Below are 16,946 nucleotides of genomic sequence, written 5' to 3'. Positions count from 1 at the left end.
CAGAAAAGGTAAAGAGCTAAAAAAATAATATACGTATTTCATGTGAGAACCCTTTAATTTTATTATAATTGTACTAATTATACTACTATAATATTTTCAAAGAGTCAATTTTGGTTAGAGGGCATGCGTAGATTACTCATAGACCGCTTAACTTAAGAATAGATTTGAGTCCAAAAAGCTATTTATTGTATGCTTTTTGTTACGGGCATACGGGTTGTATGCAATTAGAATTACGTAGAAACCATACATAATCATTAATCTTAAAACAAAAGACTTAGGCATTAAAATAGCTATTGATTTTCTTGTATCTCTCTAAGTACAATGTAATTCAGTATAGCAATCACTGTTTTAAAAGGGAAAGTTATGTTTAAAAAATTGGGTTTGTTGTTGCTTATGCCGAGTCTCATTACGGCTGTGTGTTCTAATCTAGAGTTTATACAAATAACAGCACCAACCATACTATCCACTAATCCAGTAACAGTATGTGCGGGTCAGTCTCTAACAGTATTTTTTACAAGTAATCCTGGCACAACGGTAATAGCATCAGGGCCTAACTTTACATCACAAACAGTAACAAGTCCTTTTACTATACCCAATCCAGCAACAGGCGCTTATACACTTGTAGCAACTGCTCAAGGATGCTCTTCGCCGGCAAGTACGCTTAACGTAACAGTTAACCCTGAGCCGCAAGCGGTATTAGAAGCATCATCCCAATTACTATGCAGTGGTCAACAACTAACGTTTACAGCAACAATAACAAGCGGTACACCACCTTATCTTGTAGGGCTTTTTGATAATAATATTGCTGTTGGAACCCTTCAGATGAACGTGACTTCTCCAGTAATATTTACGGTAACACCAAGCTTAGGCACTCATAACTACAAAGTAGAAGTGCTTGATAATGCTCCTTCTGTATGTTCTACAACTTCTAATGTTGTACTAGTAGCAGTAGTAAGTCAGCTTGCCACACCAAGCCTTGAGTCTGATGTAACCAGTACGTGTTCAAGTGTAACTCTTTCAGGTATAGCAGATGCGGATGTTGTTATAGATATCTTTAATAACGGTAGTGTTACACCTCTAGCTTCAACCACAAGTGATAGCAGTGGTAATTTTGCCGTTACACTTGCTTCTCTTGCTGTAGGTAATTATACCTTTACTGCGCAAGCACGTGTTAATGATAGTTCACGCTGCCCAAGCGATCTATCAACTTTAGTAGATGTAGTCGTTACAGAGGTAAGCATCGTAATAAATATGCCTAGTGCATTGTTAATTGATACTAATACAACGGTAGTAAGTGGCACGATAAGCTGCTTAAGAAGCTTGCGAGCACCGTTTAATCTAGTAACAGTGTTTGTTAATGGTATAGGCGTAGCAACGGTAACGCCTGATGCCAATGGTAATTTTAGTGTACCAGTAACCTTACCATTCGGTACTTCAACTCTAGTTGCTCAAACCACTCAAGGTAATACGATCGTAAGATCTAATGAGCTTTTATTAACAGTAATAAAATCAACACCCACTCCTACCTTAACTCCTAAACCAACAGATGCGCTAACTATTGCACTTTCAGGTCCTGCATGTCGTACGGTTACAAGACATAGACCAAGAATATGCGGTAAAGCTACACCCGGTAGCACCGTATATGTGTATGCAAACAGAAAGCTAGTAGCTAAAACTAAAGCAAGCAATGCTGGGACATTTTGCATTACACCGTGCAGAGCATTAAGACGTGGTTGCAATGCTGTTATTGCACAAGCAGTTAATAACACAGGAACAGCTACACGTTCTAATGGTGTAAGGCTCTTTGTCCAAACTCATAAAAGATAAAAAGAGATCAAGCAATTAACTAGAAGAGGTCCCTAAGGACCTCTTCTTTTGTGTTTTAACCAAACATACATAACTATCTTAGTTAAGATACTATGTTAGTTAGTTGAACTTAATGGTTGTAAAGATTTTTGTAATTGCTCTATCTGCTTTGTTTGTTGCTGTTGTTTTGTGTACAGCTTTTTTAGTTCATTAAGTAACAATACATTAAGTTGCTCATATTTAACGCCCTGTATTTGACCATCTTTACTATAAGTAACAAGATGCGGATAGAATTGAGCAACTTCTTCAGCTATAAGCCCAAATTGTGTCAGGCCAGATTTATTGACCTCTGGTTTATAGGTAAAAGTTACTGGGCGCAAATTAAGCACGTTATCTGTAGTATTGCCCATATCAGCAATATTTTCTTTGAATCTTTTTGATGAGGGTGCGGGAATTACTGTGCCTAATTGCCCATTGCTATCTATCTGTACAGGTTGAGGATCATTATTTATATCAAGAATAGCATCGCGAATACCCGCTATAAAAGTAGCTGTTTGTGTCCCTTCGGTACCTATACGAGTAGTGTTATTATCCCCATCTACTCCTAGATTATTAATATAAATATTACTATCACCAGTGGTATTATTTTGCCCAGTATTGTTGCCTACAAAGGTATTTCTAGTGCCAGTAGTTAAAGATAGACCGCTTTTAGTGCCTATAAGAGTATTTTGAGTATTATCAGTAAGTCTAGCGCCAGCATTATTGCCAATAAGAATGTTTTCTGAGCCACTTGTTAAAGCTAATCCTGCTTGTATGCCTAAAGCTACGTTGTCTGAAGCTGTGGTAACTGCTGAAAGAGCATTAACACCAATAGCGGTGTTGAGTTGAGGTTGTGAGCTTGGTTGATCCTGAGTAGTAGATGATGCAGTATCAAAATCTATTACGCCATTAATACGAGTGCCCCCAGATGTGTCAAAACCTAGAGCATTAAAACCAAGAGCCGTATTATCTGATCCTGTATTATTACGTACAAGAGTATAAGCGCCTACGCCTGTATTATGTCTGCCTTCTGTGCGTAGAGTACCCTGATTTCTTAAAAGACTAAAAGTTCCTACTGCAGTATTATTGTAACCAGATTGGTTTTCTTGAAGGCTAAAAGCTCCTACTGCTGTATTATTAAGACCATCTGTGTTTTTTAGTAGGCTAAAGGTTCCTAGAGCAGCATTGCTTTGACCTTTAGTATTATTTTGAAGAGAAAATGCCCCTGCACCGGTGTTATTTTTTCCACTAGTATTGTGGCGTAAGCTGCGTGAACCTAGAGCTGAGTTGCTTTCACCTGTTGTATTATTTTCTAAGCTATTTAAGCCTATAGCGGTATTGTTTTGACCGGGGTTATGAATAAACAGTTGCCCTTTTTTTAATATAGCACCTGGGCCAGTAGAGGGATCAACGGTAAGATTAATATCTCCATCAACAATAATATCTGTTGCTGCAAAGCTGCCAGTGCCGTCGCGTGCAACAAGCGTATTAGGTATATTAAGCGGTGTGCCTTCAGCTGAACCGTTAATAGGACCAGCAAATAATAGGCCATCTTTTGCCTGTAGGACCCCGTTGAGGCACCCTAATTGCATGCGGCCTTTTACTACTAAATTCTTTTTTACCAGCAAATTGCAAAAAATACGCAAGCGAGATGGTCTACGAGTTGTATCTTGATCTAGATTCTCATCTAAATTTTCACCTAATTCTTCATGGAAAGTAACTGCGGCATTACCTTCGTTTAGTTCTTTTGCGTAGGCTTCTAGATTTTTTTTAGCATCAGGGTAACTTAAAGCAGGAAATGACTCGTCATTAAGTAAGTTAAGTATTTCTTGTAGAGCAGGCTGGGCGATTTCCAGTGGTAAGAGTGGTACATCTTGTTCAATAAGAGAAAAGAAACTGCGTAATGATTCAGGGCATTCTTCTACTTTAAGTAACTCTTTTAATTGACGTGCACTTTGGCAAGCTTCAGGAGTTACAAATACTATATTTTGACTATTGGTAAGTGCTGGTGTCGCAAAAGAATGGGTTTTAGTAGAGAGTAAAAGCACTAAACTAAGAAATAAAATATTGTTTTGGGGTCTTTTCATACAGTTTCCTCTGATTTTAAAAGATGCAGGTAGGGTAAAAATAAAAACTCCTTGTGACAATTAAGCTAGACTTTTTATCCGTAAAAAACAAGGAGATTGTTGTGTAGAATAAGCTTATAAATAAACTTAGTTTTAGTAGTTTAATATATTTATTATTTTAAATATAAATTAACATTTTATGCATAATATGCTATACTTATAAATAGAGTAGAGATGTTATAGTTTTGAAGGGATTTTATTTTTTTTACGTAGGGGGTATAATGAACATTCCATTAGTGACTGAAAAACAGATTCTTAATTATTGTGGTGTAAAAAACTATCAAAAAGGTAAAGAGTTTCTAAGTAAGCATACTTTCTATATTTTATATAAAGAATGGATGACCTTAAAAGCTGTATGCGAAGGTACTGCTGCACCAAGCTATTCAGTTAAAGTTATATTTGACGAAGCGGGTATTGTGTACAGTTCATGTACTTGTTATAGAAGTAATTTTGGACCATGTAAACATATTGCAGGATTATTAAGCAAGTGGCATACTGAGCCGAGCAGTTTTCCTGATAGAAAGCAACTGGGGACCAAATTTAAAAAAACAAGAAAACTTGAGCTTATACACTTACTTGAAAAAATAGTAGATCTGTATCCTGAGCTAGGTAATAAGTATACCCCATTTATGGGACAAGCATAATTTTAAAAAAAAATAGCATACAAATAAAATGATCATACATACACAAGATGACTATTATATGCAGCAAGCGCTTGAGCTTGCTGAAATTGCTTTTAGCAAACAAGAAGTACCTATAGGTTCGGTTGTTGTTAATGCTCAAAGTGTTATTATTGGTCGTGGCTATAATAGTACACAAGCTACCTATAGCCAAACTGGTCATGCAGAGGTGCGTGCTATTGAAGATGCTGGTCAAACTACTAAAGATTGGCGGCTTGATAAATGCACACTATATGTGACTTTAGAGCCGTGCTTGATGTGTATGAGTTTAATTGGACTAAGTCGTATTGAGCGTATAGTATATGGGGCTAAGTCACCTCTTTTTGGTTATCACCTTGACAAAGAGAGCTTGCCAGATTTATATAAAAAACAGATTAAAGGTGTAACTAGCGGTGTGTTAGCACAAGAGTCAGAGTTATTGTTAAAAAGATTTTTTAAGACAAAAAGGAACAGAGACCGTGAATAATTTAACGGCTATAAAAGAGAGTTTGCTTTCAAGAAAAGTAGAACTTGAGTACGCACTTTCTTTAATGTATAAAGAAAAAGTAAGTGATGATCAAGTACAAGATACAGGCGATCAGGCGTTGTCTTCAACACTTGAAGAGCTTAAGATTTCTCTTCATAACAATGAGCTTGATGAATATCAACGTATTGTAAAAGCGCTTGATATGATAGAAAACGGTTCATATGGTATTTGTAGTGAATGCGGCAACCCTATTTCTGAAAAAAGATTACTGCTGTTTCCTAATGCTACACGTTGCCTTGCTTGTCAAGAAGCAGTTGAAGAGGGACGTTTATAAATCTCTACGTGAATTTGTATATTTCACGACGTATGTTATACTTGTTAAGGCGTACTTAAAGTATAGGTAAATGCCGATGTAGCTCAGTGGTAGAGCAACTGATTCGTAATCAGTAGGCCGTCGGTTCAAATCCGATCATCGGCTCCATTGTAGTATTATAGTAATAATTTATAGGATCTAAAACTCTATGAAAAAAGAAACAAACAAAACAGAAGGCGCTCGTTCGTCAAACGCTCCTTTAGCTCATGGTGTTGGTAGACGTAAGTCTGCTGTTGCACGTGTATGGCTTAAAAGAGGTAAAGGTAATCTTATAGTAAACAAGAAAGATTATACTGTATACTTTGATACAGAAGTTACCCGCATAGCTGCAGCTTTGCCATTTCATGCTTATCCACAAGCGTCAACCTATGACATTGAAGTAAATGTGTGTGGTGGCGGACTATGTGCTCAAGCAGATGCTACCAAGCTTGGTATCGCTCGTGCTTTACTAGAAATGAACGAAGCTATACGTCCTATTTTAAAACAACATGGTCTTTTATCGGTTGACTCTCGCGTAAAAGAACGTAAAAAATATGGACAAAAAGCAGCTCGTCGTAAATTCCAATTTGTAAAACGCTAATAGACGCTTTTATATACACTAATAGTTTTAAGTAAGAGCGCGTTCATAAAAGAGGGTAGTATTAAGAATGTGTAGTGTAGTTGGCTATGTAGGAAAAGGACAGTGTCGAGCGTACGTAATGGAAGGCCTTACTCGACTTGAGTATCGGGGCTATGATTCAGCTGGTTTTGCCTGCTTGCGTTCTCATGATAATCAACTTATGTATGCTAAATCACAAGGTGGTATCTCAAATTTACTTAAAAATTTTGAGCAGTCACCTATTGATGGTCATATAGGTATGGGGCACACACGTTGGTCAACTCATGGAGTTGCTTCAACGGAGAATGCTCATCCTCATTTTGACTGTCATAAAACACTCTCTATAGTACACAACGGTATTATTGAAAACTATCATGATCTTAAAGAAAAGTTGCTTGCAACAGGCCATGTATTTGTTTCTCAAACTGATACCGAGACTATAGCCCATCTTTTTGAAGCGCTTTTACACACACATAAGACTTTTAAAGCTGCCGTACTAGACTTAGTTCATCAGCTTCAGGGTGCTTATGCTTTTAGTTGTCTGCTTCAAGCTCATCCTGATACTATGCTTATAGTGCGCAAGCGATCACCTTTATGTATTGGTATTGGTGATGGCGAAATGTTTATAGCATCAGATGCTCTTGCTTTTGCAGGTCGTACCAATAAAGTGGTATATTTACCTGATGAAAGCTTTGCTTTTATAAAAAAGGGGAGCATCGAACTCTATAGCTTTTGTGGCAAAGAGTTGCCGCTTGATATACAAATAGTAGATATTACCTGGTCTAATGACGGTAAGCAAGGATACGAACATTTTATGCTCAAAGAGATTTATGAGCAAAAAAAAGTGATCAATGACACTCTTTACAAATGTCGTGCTCTTGGTACATCGTTATGGAAACAGTTAGGCATTACTAGTAGTTATGCCAAAGACCTGGCTAGTATTAATTTTATTGGTTGTGGTACTTCATGGCATGCAGCTCGTATTGCGGAATTCTTTTTTGAATCTATTACGCAGATACCTGCTCGAGCTCATTTAGCTTCTGAGTTTAGGTACTTGCCCTTTTTCCCTGAAAAAAAGAGTATCCATATAGCTATTTCTCAATCAGGTGAAACTGCAGATACTCTTGAATCTATTAGGTTTGTTAACACTTTCAAAACTCCTACTGCAGCTTTAACTAATGTCGCTAGTAGTACTATGGTACGTGAAGCTCATGGCTTTATGCTTACCTATGCTGGTCCAGAAGTTGCTGTAGCTTCAACTAAAGCTTTTTCTGCTCAAGTTGCAGCACTCTATTGGCTTGCTCATCGCATCGCGCTTGAAAAAGGCCGTATAACCACTCAACGCATGGAACTAGCTGAATCAGAGTTGCTTATAGTGGCCGAAATACTTGAAAATAGTATTGAAACGTATAAGCGTGTTATTATTCAAAAACTAGCACCTTATTATGCTCAATTTAAGCAAGCGATCTTTTTAGGACGTCATATAAGCTTTCCTTTTGCTCAAGAGGCTGCACTTAAGCTTAAAGAGATCTCGTATATTTTTACTGATTGTTATCCAGCAGGGGAACTTAAGCATGGTCCTTTAGCGCTTATAGATGCTCATACTCCCGTATTTTTATTTTCTAGTGCAGACCCCCTTATTTATCAAAAGTTACTTGCTAATGCCCAAGAGGTAAAAGCCCGTTCAGGCCACTTAGTAGTTTTTGCGTTTGAAGGTCAAAAAGAGTTACTGTCGCTTGCTGATTGTGCTTTTGTGTTACCACAAGTTAATCCATTGCTTGCGCCGCTTGCTATGACCGGTCTTATGCAATTCTTTGTCTATCAGATTGCTCAAGTACTCAATAGGCCTATAGATAAACCACGTAATCTAGCTAAATCAGTCACCGTAGAATAAGAGCTTTTTTAGAGCCGCTGTGGTTGCAAGTATTTTGAAGAACTCAGATGACGAGTTAAAAACTCTACTGCTTGACTGTGCGTTTTAATAGTGCTTTGAGGTATACTCAGTTTAAGATTAAGTGAAGCTATCATGCTTAAAGCGCACTGTAGCTGGTAATCATTTTTAATAACCTTAATTTTTTCTTGTTGCCACTGAATGTCTTTTTTTCGCTTTATCTTTTGTTGGTTCTTTTTAGCATATAATGTATCAAGTAACTTCATTTCAGTCGTGGGGCCATATTTCTGCTTGCATATAATGTCAGGGGTAATGCCCGTATTTTCTATAGATATACCAGCAGGTAAGTAATATAAACTGGTAGTAAGTTTTACTGCGCAATTATTGCCTACAGGAATTACCTCTTGAACTGATCCTTTGCCATAGGTGCTTGTTCCTACAGTAATTATAAAAGAGTTGTATCCCGGTTTGCCTGTAGTGGCATAATGCTGTAATGCTCCTGCAAGTATTTCTCCTGCTGAAGCTGTATAGTTGTTTACAAGTACTATAATAACTAAATGAGCGGGCACAACTGGCTGGCGATCGGTGAAAAACGACTCAAGTACTTTACGATTGCGGTCTTGTGTTGTTACAATAAGTGATTTTTTTGGTAAAAAGAGTCCTGCGCAATCAACCGCTGCTTGTAATATGCCGCCTGCATTATCGCGTAAATCAATAATAAGCCCTTGAGGCTTTTTAGCTAAAGCTTTGTGTACTATACTTTCTAATTGGCGAGCTACTTGTTGGGTAAACAAAGACAGTGCACAATAAGCAACACGTTGCTTGGGGAAATATAGCCCAAAAACCGACTCTTCTTTTATTTTGTCACGTTTAAGAGTTACTTTAAAGGGCCCTTTCTCGCCGCGCATGAGCGTGAGAGTAACTGGCGAGTACTGTTGGTCGCCTTTAAGCTTAGAAACAGCCTCTTCTACGCTCAAAGGGGCTAGAGAACAATTATCAACTGCTAGTATTTTATCATAACGCTGTATCTGTTGAGTATAAGCAGGACTTCCGGGTACACAATCAAGCACAAGCAGAAAATCGTCAGCGGTTTTTTTAGGTGCAAGTATAATACCAGTACCATAAAATTCACCATGAGTTGTTTTTAATAACTCTGTATATTCTTTAGGCCCTAAAAACCTTGAGTAATCGTCATTATGGGTAAAAGCATCAAGTGCTTTTATTACTGCTTGCTCAATGGGTAAAGGAAAATAGGATTTTGTTGTTACTAAGCTAACTGTTTCTTTAATAGAATGTGACCACGCATGTATATCTGTGGTATGCTGTGCAGCTGCTAAAGTTATCTGGGAAAAAAAAGTAGTTATAAAAAGTATAGACAAAAAATAGTGTACCATTGTTCTCCCCTAACTGTTCCAAACAAGCATTGCTCTTTTATGAGTATACTGTTATTCGTTCTTACTCTTAAAGAGTTATTATTAAAAAGAGAAATCTTAAGCTTTTTTATAAAAGCTGGCATAACCTATAAAAAATGCTATAGACTAGATTTTGAACTTCTGGTAATGAATGAGATAAGAAAGGAAGCTCCATGAAAAAAATAAAAAGGCGTATAGTGCGTATAGCTTTTGTAGCGGAAATTATGCTGGTCTCTTTTTACTATTTTTTTGGGTCACATGGACTCCAAGCGTTACGGGCTCTTTCAAGTAGTAACAAAGAACTTTTATCAGCGATAGAAATATTAGAACAGGAAACTAATGCTTTAAAACATGAATTAGCTGAATGGAAAACAGATACTTTTTATAAAGAAAAACAAGCTCGTGAAAAGTTGCAGCTTGCTTATGCTAACGAAGATATTTATTTTTTGCCTTCCTAGTATAAACTGCTTTGCTTTTCTCGGCTTCATGCTATTATTAGCCTAATTAACACACTAGTAAGCGAGGTGGATTTTGCATCCAAATATAATGCTTGTTAAAGCACTTCTTGAAAATTCTCTTGTTGGCGTAGAGCGGGCCTTAGCTGAAAAAGCGCATCTAGATCAAAACGAAAATCTGGATGTGTTAGATCAGCCGATTACCGTAAACTTAGGGGTAGCACAAAAAGATTCTTTAATAACAGAGTTGTTAAAAAATACTAATCCTGAAGAAGTAGACCAGCAAACAGATCTTTTATTACTCTGTATAGAACAAGGTCTTTGCCAATCTGTAGAAGCTTTTTTGTCTCATGGTATAAAGCCAGACTTTATCTCTGCTGATGGGTTTTCTTTAATCCATCGCGCTATAGTCTATGGCAATACAGAGAGTATTCTATTGTTAGTTAAGGCAGGTGTAAGTTTAACGAAGCCTATACCAAAACTAGGTTCACCTTTTATTTTTGCTGTAGTAACTGATAGGGTCTCTTTAGTAGCTCTCTTTTTAGAGCTTGGTGTAGATGTCAATACAGCAACCGAAGAAAATGTTTCAGCATTGCATGAAGCTGCTTATCATGGCAAAAGAGCCATGGTTGAGTTTTTGATAAGCAAAGGTGCTTCTATTGATCAAGAAACCGATAAAGGTTACACGCCACTTCATTTAGCAGTCCATTATGGTCACGTATCAGTTGCTGAAGCGTTACTTTCTGCTGGTGCTTCTCTTATGGTTGTTGATAATCAAGGCCTAACGGTATTTCATAAAGCAGTACAACAAGGCAGCAAAAATTTAGTTAAGCTTCTGTTAAAATTTGGTGCCAATGTTCATGCACGTGCAACTGACTTTGCTTATACGCCGCTCCATTTTGCCGCTGCAGAAAACAGAGCAGAGCTTGTGTACTTATTGCTACAACAAGGAGCAGATGTTGATGATGTAACACGTGATGGTGTAACGCCGCTCCATTTAGCTACTTTGCACGGTGCTCGAGAGTCGGTTGAGTTACTGCTTTATGCTAAAGCAAATCCAGAAAGTCGTACTCAAAATCATTTAACACCACTCCATTTAGCTGCTCGTAACGGTGATGCTTTTATACTTACGCGTCTTCTTGCTTATAATGCACAGGTAGATGTTCAAACTACCGAAGGTCATACACCGCTCTATTTTGCTGCTTCTAGTGGTGACAAAAGTGCTGTTAAAATACTACTTAACAAGGGTGCTAAAGTAGATAGTAGCTCTCATGCAGGAGTAACGCCTCTGCAAATAGCAGAACAAAAGGGGCATAAAGCTCTTGTTAAATTGTTAACTGAGCTTTCATAATTGATGCCCTCTTGTTGAGGGCTTTTTACTAAAGAAAATTAAATCTTACGTCCCCCCGTGTGGGGATTGAAGCAACCATGACAGACAATTTTTATGCGCGTGCAGTTAATGCTCGCTTATGTATAGTATAATTAAGGAATTTATATGGCTTTTATATTACCACCTTTACCTTATGCATTTGATGCTCTTGAGCCTTATATTGATGCACGCACTATGGAGCTCCATTATACTAAGCATCATCAAAAATATGTTGATGAACTTAATGCTGCACTAAGCAAACATCCTGAGCTTGAAAAACTAAGCTTACAGGACATGCTTAAGCATCTTGATAAAGTGCCCGAAGATATTCGTACAGCTGTACGTAATAATGGCGGTGGCCATGAAAATCACTCCATGTTTTGGCTTTTAATGACTAAAAATGGCGGTCGTGAACCTAAAGGAAAAGTAAAGCAAGAAATTGAGCGCTATTTTGGTAGTTTTGAAAAGTTTAAAGAATTGTTTGATGCTGCTGCTAAAACTCGGTTTGGTAGTGGTTGGGCTTGGCTTTCACTTGACGCTACAGGCAAATTGCTGGTAACTTCTACAGCTAATCAAGACAATCCACTATCAGAAGGCTTAACGCCTATTTTAGGGCTTGATGTATGGGAACATGCTTATTATTTGCATTATCAAAATAGACGACCAGACTATGTTACTGCTTGGTGGCATGTTGTAAATTGGAGTCAAGTAGAAGAGAATTATACTAAAGCTATGGTTAGATAAGTGGTTAATAATTTGTATCTTCTAGTGTGGATATTTAGATCTTGCTGATGAAGTCTTTGAAAGTATTTATGCGTAATATTTTGTCATAAAGTTGGGCGTATGAAAGCAACGTTAAAAAAACTTGCAGTTGAAGTTCAATATATTGTTGATAAAAAAGGTAAGAAAACAGCAGTTATTCTTGATATAAAAACATTTAAGCAGCTATTAGAAGAAATCGAAGATGTATATCTAGGGAAATTAGCTGAATTAGCGTTAAGCCAAGATCCAGAATATGTTTCACATAAAGATGTTTTAAAAGCTATTTCTCAAAAGAAGTAGTAACTGTAATTTTATTATTAAAGAGTATAAATGATTTTGAACTGTTTTTAGAAGCCAGAGAATTCTCTGGCTTATTATTTTTTTTAATTTTGGGTTAAACTAATAGATACGTAAAGATTTAATTATTTTTTAACTACTATGGTTTTCCAATGAAACAAACAGAAAGAGCACATGAGCTAGAATCTCATGAGCCACAAGAATTTGAAGTACGCGTAAAAAAAGTAGAAGAATTACGTGCCTTAGGTATTGAACCTTGGCCGTCAGCTCAAACTATTACTGCTACCTGCAAGCAAGTGCACACTGAATTTGTTGCAGATGATGTAGAGCGCACCTATACCGTTGCTGGTAGAGTTATGACGATACGAATACACGGGAAAACTGCTTTTGCTGATCTGCAAGATACTTCTGGAAGATTACAATTGTATTTTCGTTTAGATAGTATTGGTCAAGAAGCTTTTACTCTTTTTGAGCGGTTTATTGATACAGGTGATGTTATTACATGTACCGGCTACTCATTTAAAACTAAAATGGGTGAGATCACTCTTCATGTAAAAAGCTTTACTCTCCTGAGTAAATGTTTGCAGCCACTGCCTGAAAAGTTTCATGGTCTTACTGATATAGAAACTAAGTATCGTCAAAGATATTTAGACTTAATGACCAACTCAGATACTCGTGAGCGTTTTATTAAGCGGAGTGCTATTATAAAGCTTATGCGTTGCTTTTTAGATGAGCGTGGCTACTTAGAAGTTGAGACACCTATGTTGCATCCTATTGCTGGTGGTGCTGCAGCTCGGCCGTTTGTTACTCATCATAATACACTCAATAGTGATTTTTATTTGCGTATAGCACCAGAGCTTTATTTAAAACGCTTGGTTGTCGGTGGTTTTGATCGAGTATACGAAATTAATAGAAACTTTCGCAATGAAGGTGTATCAACACGCCATAATCCTGAATTTACTATGCTTGAGTTTTATACAGCTCATAAAGACTATGTTTTTAGTATGGATTTTGTGCAAGAGATGCTCCAAAAGTTGGCTCTAGAAGTTACTGGATCGTTACAGTTACCCTACGATGATAAAATAATAGATTTTGAGACACCGTTTGAACGCATTAGCGTTAAAGACTCGGTTATTAAGTATGGTAAGTTAACAGAGCAGGATCTAAGCGATAGTGCTATTGATGCTACGTTAGAAAAACAGGGTGTTAAAGCTACGATTACTACAAGTTCAACAGGCGAAAAAATATACTTGTTGTTTGAAAAGCTCGTAGAGCATCAGCTTATTAATCCTACGTTTATTAAAGACTTTCCTATAGAAATATCGCCACTTGCTAAAAGTGATCCTGAAAATCCAAGTATAGCGCCAAGATTTGAGCTTTTTATAGCTGGTATTGAATTTGCCAATAGTTATAATGAGCTTAACGATCCTTTTGAGCAAGCACGTAGATTTCAAGATCAGCTTAAAGCCTATAGTTCAGGCAATGAAGAGGCACATCAGTATGATGCTGACTTTGTTAAAGCTCTTGAGTATGGATTGCCTCCAACCGTTGGTGTAGGCATTGGCATCGATAGATTGGTAATGTTGCTTACCAATACGCCTACTATTAAAGAAGTAATTTTGTTTCCAACGCTTAAAAAAAAGCTTGATTAATAGAGGGCTTTATGGCTAATCTTCCCTCTTCTTTTGTTCATGGTGCAAAGTATCTGTGGAAACTGCCTGTTGTAGAAGACACGTTACTGTATGATCTTGCCAGCACGTATAATGTTTCGTTTGCAGTTATGCAAGTGCTCTTAACGCGTGGTTTTAAAACACCAGCAGAGCTTGATGCTTATTTGTTTAGCAGTTTTGAAAAAGACGTACCTCATGCAAGTTTACTTAAAGATGCTCAAAAAGCTGTCGACCGTATATTGCTTGCTATTGAACGTAAAGAAAAAATTCTTATATGCGGTGATTATGATGTTGACGGAATCACTTCGTCAGCCATGATGATGATCTGTCTGTTGCCACTAGGCGCTCAGATTAACTTTTTTCTGCCGCATCGCGTTAATGATGGGTACGGCCTTTCGGTTAAAGCAATTCAACGTGCAGCACAAAACAATTATAAAGTGGTTATCACAGTTGATAATGGTATTACGGCCTTTGAACCTGCATTAGAAGCTCAGCGCCTTGGTATTGATTTAATTATTACTGATCATCATAAGCCTCATGACCATGTGCCTCAAGCTTATGCTATTATTGATCCTCATCAAGCAGATTGTTCTTATCCGTATAAGACGCTTGCGGGTGTTGGCGTTAGCTTTAAAATTATGTCTCTTTTATATGAAAAGTTGGGACGCACGTTATCACCTAAAGTATATGAGTTATTGCTTTTAGGAACAGTGGCCGATGTAGTGCCGCTAACGGGTGAAAACCGTTTTTGGGTACGTCATGGTTTACAACTTATTAATAAAGTTGAAAGTCTTTCTTTACGTGTACTTAAACAAAATGCACGTGTAATTAAACCAGAATTATCGTCAACTGATATTGGTTTTTTTATAACGCCGCAAATAAATGCTCTGGGCCGTCTTGAAGATGCGCGCCAAGGAGTTAAGTTTTTAGTAGGTACTCAAGTAGACGAAGTTGAACTTGTAGGCAAAGTGCTTAAAGAGCTTAATGAAGCACGCAAGCTTATAGAAAAATCAGTATGCGACGATGTACAACAAGTTATTGCAAATACTATTGATTTAGCTACTGAACGTATTATTATAGCTTCCTCGGATAAGTGGACGCCTGGCGTTATAGGTTTAGCAGCTTCGCGTATTGTAGGTCTTCATAATAGGCCTGTGTTATTGTTTCATATAACTAAAAACAATATAGCTAAAGGATCGTGCCGTTCTATTATTGATTTTAATATGTTTGAAGCACTGAGTGAGCATAAAGATCTGTTGTTGTCTTTTGGTGGCCATGCTTTAGCAGCAGGTCTTTCTTTGCCAGCAGATAAGCTACCGGAGCTTAAAGCACGTTTAGAAAAAAGTTTTGCTAGTAAGTTGCCGTTATTTGAGCCTAGACCAAAAATAGCATTAGACGCAGAGATTTCACTTTCAGATGTAACTAAAAAACTAGTTTCAGATATGGCTTATTTAGAACCATTTGGAAATGAAAATGGTAAGCCTGCTTTTTATCTTAAAAATGTCACGCTTATTGATACGCCAACGCTCCTTAAAGATGCTCATGTTAAATGTAATGTGTTTGCTGATGGCATTATAAAACCCGTTATATTTTTCTCGCGACCTGAGCTGTATACTCTTTTATGTGAGCGTAAAGATCAGCCGCTTTCTATGGCTGTGTATATAAGCGAAAACCATTGGAATGGAAAAGTTTCTGTTGAACTTCAAGGGATTGATATTGCCTTATGATTATAACTATAGATGGCCCTGCAGCTAGTGGCAAATCGACCGTAGCTCGTTTGCTTGCACAACAACTTGATTACTATTATCTTAATTCTGGGTTACTGTACCGGGCTTTAGCCTATGTTATGCATGATCAAGATATAACTCATGTGTCTGAAAGTGGATTACTGGCGTTACTTGACCCTGCTTGTTTTACTTATTGCTCTACTGTTGCTGGAGGGGCTATTATCTATAAGTCTCAAGATATAACCCCTTATTTAAAATCCCCTAGTATAGATCAAGTAGCTTCTCGTATAAGTGCACTTAAAGAGGTACGGCAGGCTCTTTTAGAATTCCAACGATCATTTGCACGCAGTTATTCTTTAGTAACCGATGGGCGAGATTGTGGTACTGTTGTTTTCCCTCATGCTGACTATAAATTTTTCTTAATTGCGGCGGTTGAAGTGAGAGCTGCGCGTTGGCAAAAAGATCAAATAAAAAAGGGTATAAATCTATCGTTAAAAGAAAGCCAACAGAGGATAGAAGAGCGTGATCAACGCGATAGTACACGTGTTTTATCACCCCTTGTGGTTGCAGCTGATGCTTATATTATTGATAACTCTCAGCTGACACAAGAGCAAACAGTTGCTGTATTATTTGAGCATATACAAGCTACACAAAAAGCCAGAGAGCTTAGATAACTCTCTGGCTTTTACTTGTCTAATAAACAAACGAGCAATAAGTATTACTTAAATGCTTCGTCGTTTGTGCGTACTTTAGTTTTGGTAACTGTGGTAGTGCGCATAGGAGCTGCAGCTGGGCGTGCAGCTTTATTTTTACGTTCTGCTTGAATTTCTTCTTCGTCACGAAGATCTTCTTCAATATAATCATCTTCGTTCATGGTGTTCATGCTAGCATAATCTTGGTTACGCATTGAACGATTGTCGTCAAGCATGCCATTATCATAAGATTCTTCATCATAGCTAGCTAAATCTTCTTGATTATAGTCCATAGGTTGAGCAGCCATTCTGCTTTGAGGCATTGGCGTTACTTCCATACGTTCGTATGATACCTGTGCTGGAGCTGCTGCATAGTCAGCAGTTGCTGAAGGGCAGCTATCGCATGATGCAGGTGCTGCAGTGTAGCAAGGTGCAGCGCAGCCAGCGGTACGACGACGGCCACATGCTGGAGCAAGTACGAGAGCGGTACACAGTAAAGCAAGTGAAATATACTTCATAGGATTCTCCTGATGAAAGTGGTTAAAGATAGTTATGTTTGTTAGTGTAAAACAAAATGGGTCTA

At 37.6% G+C, this 16,946-nt stretch carries 16 protein-coding genes and 1 tRNA gene; 14 read left to right on the top strand and 3 right to left on the bottom strand.

The window, feature by feature from the left end; genetic code table 11:
- Positions 1-363: 363 nt before the first annotated feature.
- Positions 364-1,827, top strand: a complete 1,464-nt coding sequence (locus tag H0X48_04380; GenBank protein ID MBA3954525.1) for a hypothetical protein — start codon at positions 364-366, stop codon at positions 1,825-1,827.
- A gap of 95 nt (positions 1,828-1,922) precedes the next feature.
- Here the strand turns inward: H0X48_04380 and H0X48_04375 are convergent, their stop codons facing one another.
- Positions 1,923-3,932 carry a tail fiber domain-containing protein gene (locus tag H0X48_04375; GenBank protein ID MBA3954524.1) on the bottom strand — a complete coding sequence of 670 codons (2,010 nt, stop codon included), beginning with the start codon at positions 3,930-3,932 and terminating at the stop codon, positions 1,923-1,925.
- Between the two features lie 260 nt (positions 3,933-4,192).
- Between H0X48_04375 and H0X48_04370 the strand changes: the two genes are divergently transcribed.
- The 6 genes from H0X48_04370 to glmS all read left to right on the top strand — a co-directional run bounded on the left by H0X48_04370 (position 4,193) and on the right by glmS (position 7,982).
- On the top strand, positions 4,193-4,615 hold the full coding sequence (locus H0X48_04370; GenBank protein ID MBA3954523.1) for a hypothetical protein: 423 nt from the start codon (positions 4,193-4,195) through the stop codon (positions 4,613-4,615).
- Between the two features lie 28 nt (positions 4,616-4,643).
- A complete protein-coding gene (locus H0X48_04365; protein ID MBA3954522.1) occupies positions 4,644-5,117 on the top strand; it encodes a nucleoside deaminase in 474 nt (157 codons plus the stop codon).
- Entirely contained in the window at positions 5,110-5,451 is a 342-nt protein-coding gene (locus tag H0X48_04360; GenBank protein MBA3954521.1) for a TraR/DksA family transcriptional regulator, read from the top strand. The genes H0X48_04365 and H0X48_04360 overlap by 8 nt, the downstream gene beginning before the upstream one ends.
- Positions 5,452-5,523: 72 nt before the next feature.
- Positions 5,524-5,598 (top strand) — tRNA-Thr (locus tag H0X48_04355).
- 40 nt (positions 5,599-5,638) lie between these two features.
- Positions 5,639-6,070: a 30S ribosomal protein S9 gene (gene rpsI, locus H0X48_04350; protein MBA3954520.1), complete on the top strand. Its 432-nt coding sequence runs from the start codon at positions 5,639-5,641 to the stop codon at positions 6,068-6,070.
- Positions 6,071-6,137: 67 nt separating this feature from the next.
- On the top strand, positions 6,138-7,982 hold the full coding sequence (glmS, locus tag H0X48_04345; protein MBA3954519.1) for a glutamine--fructose-6-phosphate transaminase (isomerizing): 1,845 nt from the start codon (positions 6,138-6,140) through the stop codon (positions 7,980-7,982).
- An 8-nt stretch (positions 7,983-7,990) separates the two neighbouring features.
- Here the strand turns inward: glmS and H0X48_04340 are convergent, their stop codons facing one another.
- Positions 7,991-9,373 carry a PDZ domain-containing protein gene (locus H0X48_04340; protein MBA3954518.1) on the bottom strand — a complete coding sequence of 461 codons (1,383 nt, stop codon included), beginning with the start codon at positions 9,371-9,373 and terminating at the stop codon, positions 7,991-7,993.
- A gap of 191 nt (positions 9,374-9,564) precedes the next feature.
- Here H0X48_04340 and H0X48_04335 point away from each other — a divergent pair, with 191 nt between their 5' ends.
- From H0X48_04335 to H0X48_04305, 7 genes are all read left to right on the top strand, one after another.
- Positions 9,565-9,849: a septum formation initiator family protein gene (locus tag H0X48_04335; protein ID MBA3954517.1), complete on the top strand. Its 285-nt coding sequence runs from the start codon at positions 9,565-9,567 to the stop codon at positions 9,847-9,849.
- A 73-nt stretch (positions 9,850-9,922) separates the two neighbouring features.
- Positions 9,923-11,197: an ankyrin repeat domain-containing protein gene (locus H0X48_04330; GenBank protein MBA3954516.1), complete on the top strand. Its 1,275-nt coding sequence runs from the start codon at positions 9,923-9,925 to the stop codon at positions 11,195-11,197.
- A gap of 144 nt (positions 11,198-11,341) precedes the next feature.
- Positions 11,342-11,959 carry a superoxide dismutase gene (locus tag H0X48_04325; GenBank protein MBA3954515.1) on the top strand — a complete coding sequence of 206 codons (618 nt, stop codon included), beginning with the start codon at positions 11,342-11,344 and terminating at the stop codon, positions 11,957-11,959.
- 99 nt (positions 11,960-12,058) lie between these two features.
- The gene (locus tag H0X48_04320) at positions 12,059-12,277 is read left to right on the top strand and encodes a hypothetical protein (protein MBA3954514.1); all 219 of its coding nucleotides are present in this window, start codon (positions 12,059-12,061) and stop codon (positions 12,275-12,277) included.
- Positions 12,278-12,426: 149 nt separating this feature from the next.
- Complete coding sequence (gene lysS, locus H0X48_04315; protein ID MBA3954513.1) at positions 12,427-13,926, top strand: lysine--tRNA ligase; 1,500 nt, start codon at positions 12,427-12,429, stop codon at positions 13,924-13,926.
- An 11-nt stretch (positions 13,927-13,937) separates the two neighbouring features.
- Positions 13,938-15,671, top strand: coding sequence for a single-stranded-DNA-specific exonuclease RecJ (recJ, locus tag H0X48_04310; protein MBA3954512.1), 1,734 nt, complete (start codon positions 13,938-13,940; stop codon positions 15,669-15,671).
- On the top strand, positions 15,668-16,345 hold the full coding sequence (locus H0X48_04305; GenBank protein ID MBA3954511.1) for a (d)CMP kinase: 678 nt from the start codon (positions 15,668-15,670) through the stop codon (positions 16,343-16,345). The genes recJ and H0X48_04305 overlap by 4 nt, the downstream gene beginning before the upstream one ends.
- Positions 16,346-16,389: 44 nt before the next feature.
- On the opposite strand, the gene H0X48_04300 is transcribed toward H0X48_04305, so the two are convergent.
- A complete protein-coding gene (locus H0X48_04300; protein MBA3954510.1) occupies positions 16,390-16,881 on the bottom strand; it encodes a hypothetical protein in 492 nt (163 codons plus the stop codon).
- Positions 16,882-16,946: the final 65 nt, after the last annotated feature.

The sequence above is a fragment of the Candidatus Dependentiae bacterium genome (assembly GCA_013821315.1).
GTDB lineage: Bacteria > Babelota > Babeliae > Babelales > Babelaceae > JACDHA01.
The sequence above is the reverse complement of the archived record's forward strand: the minus strand, read 5'-3'. Positions and strand labels throughout refer to the sequence as shown.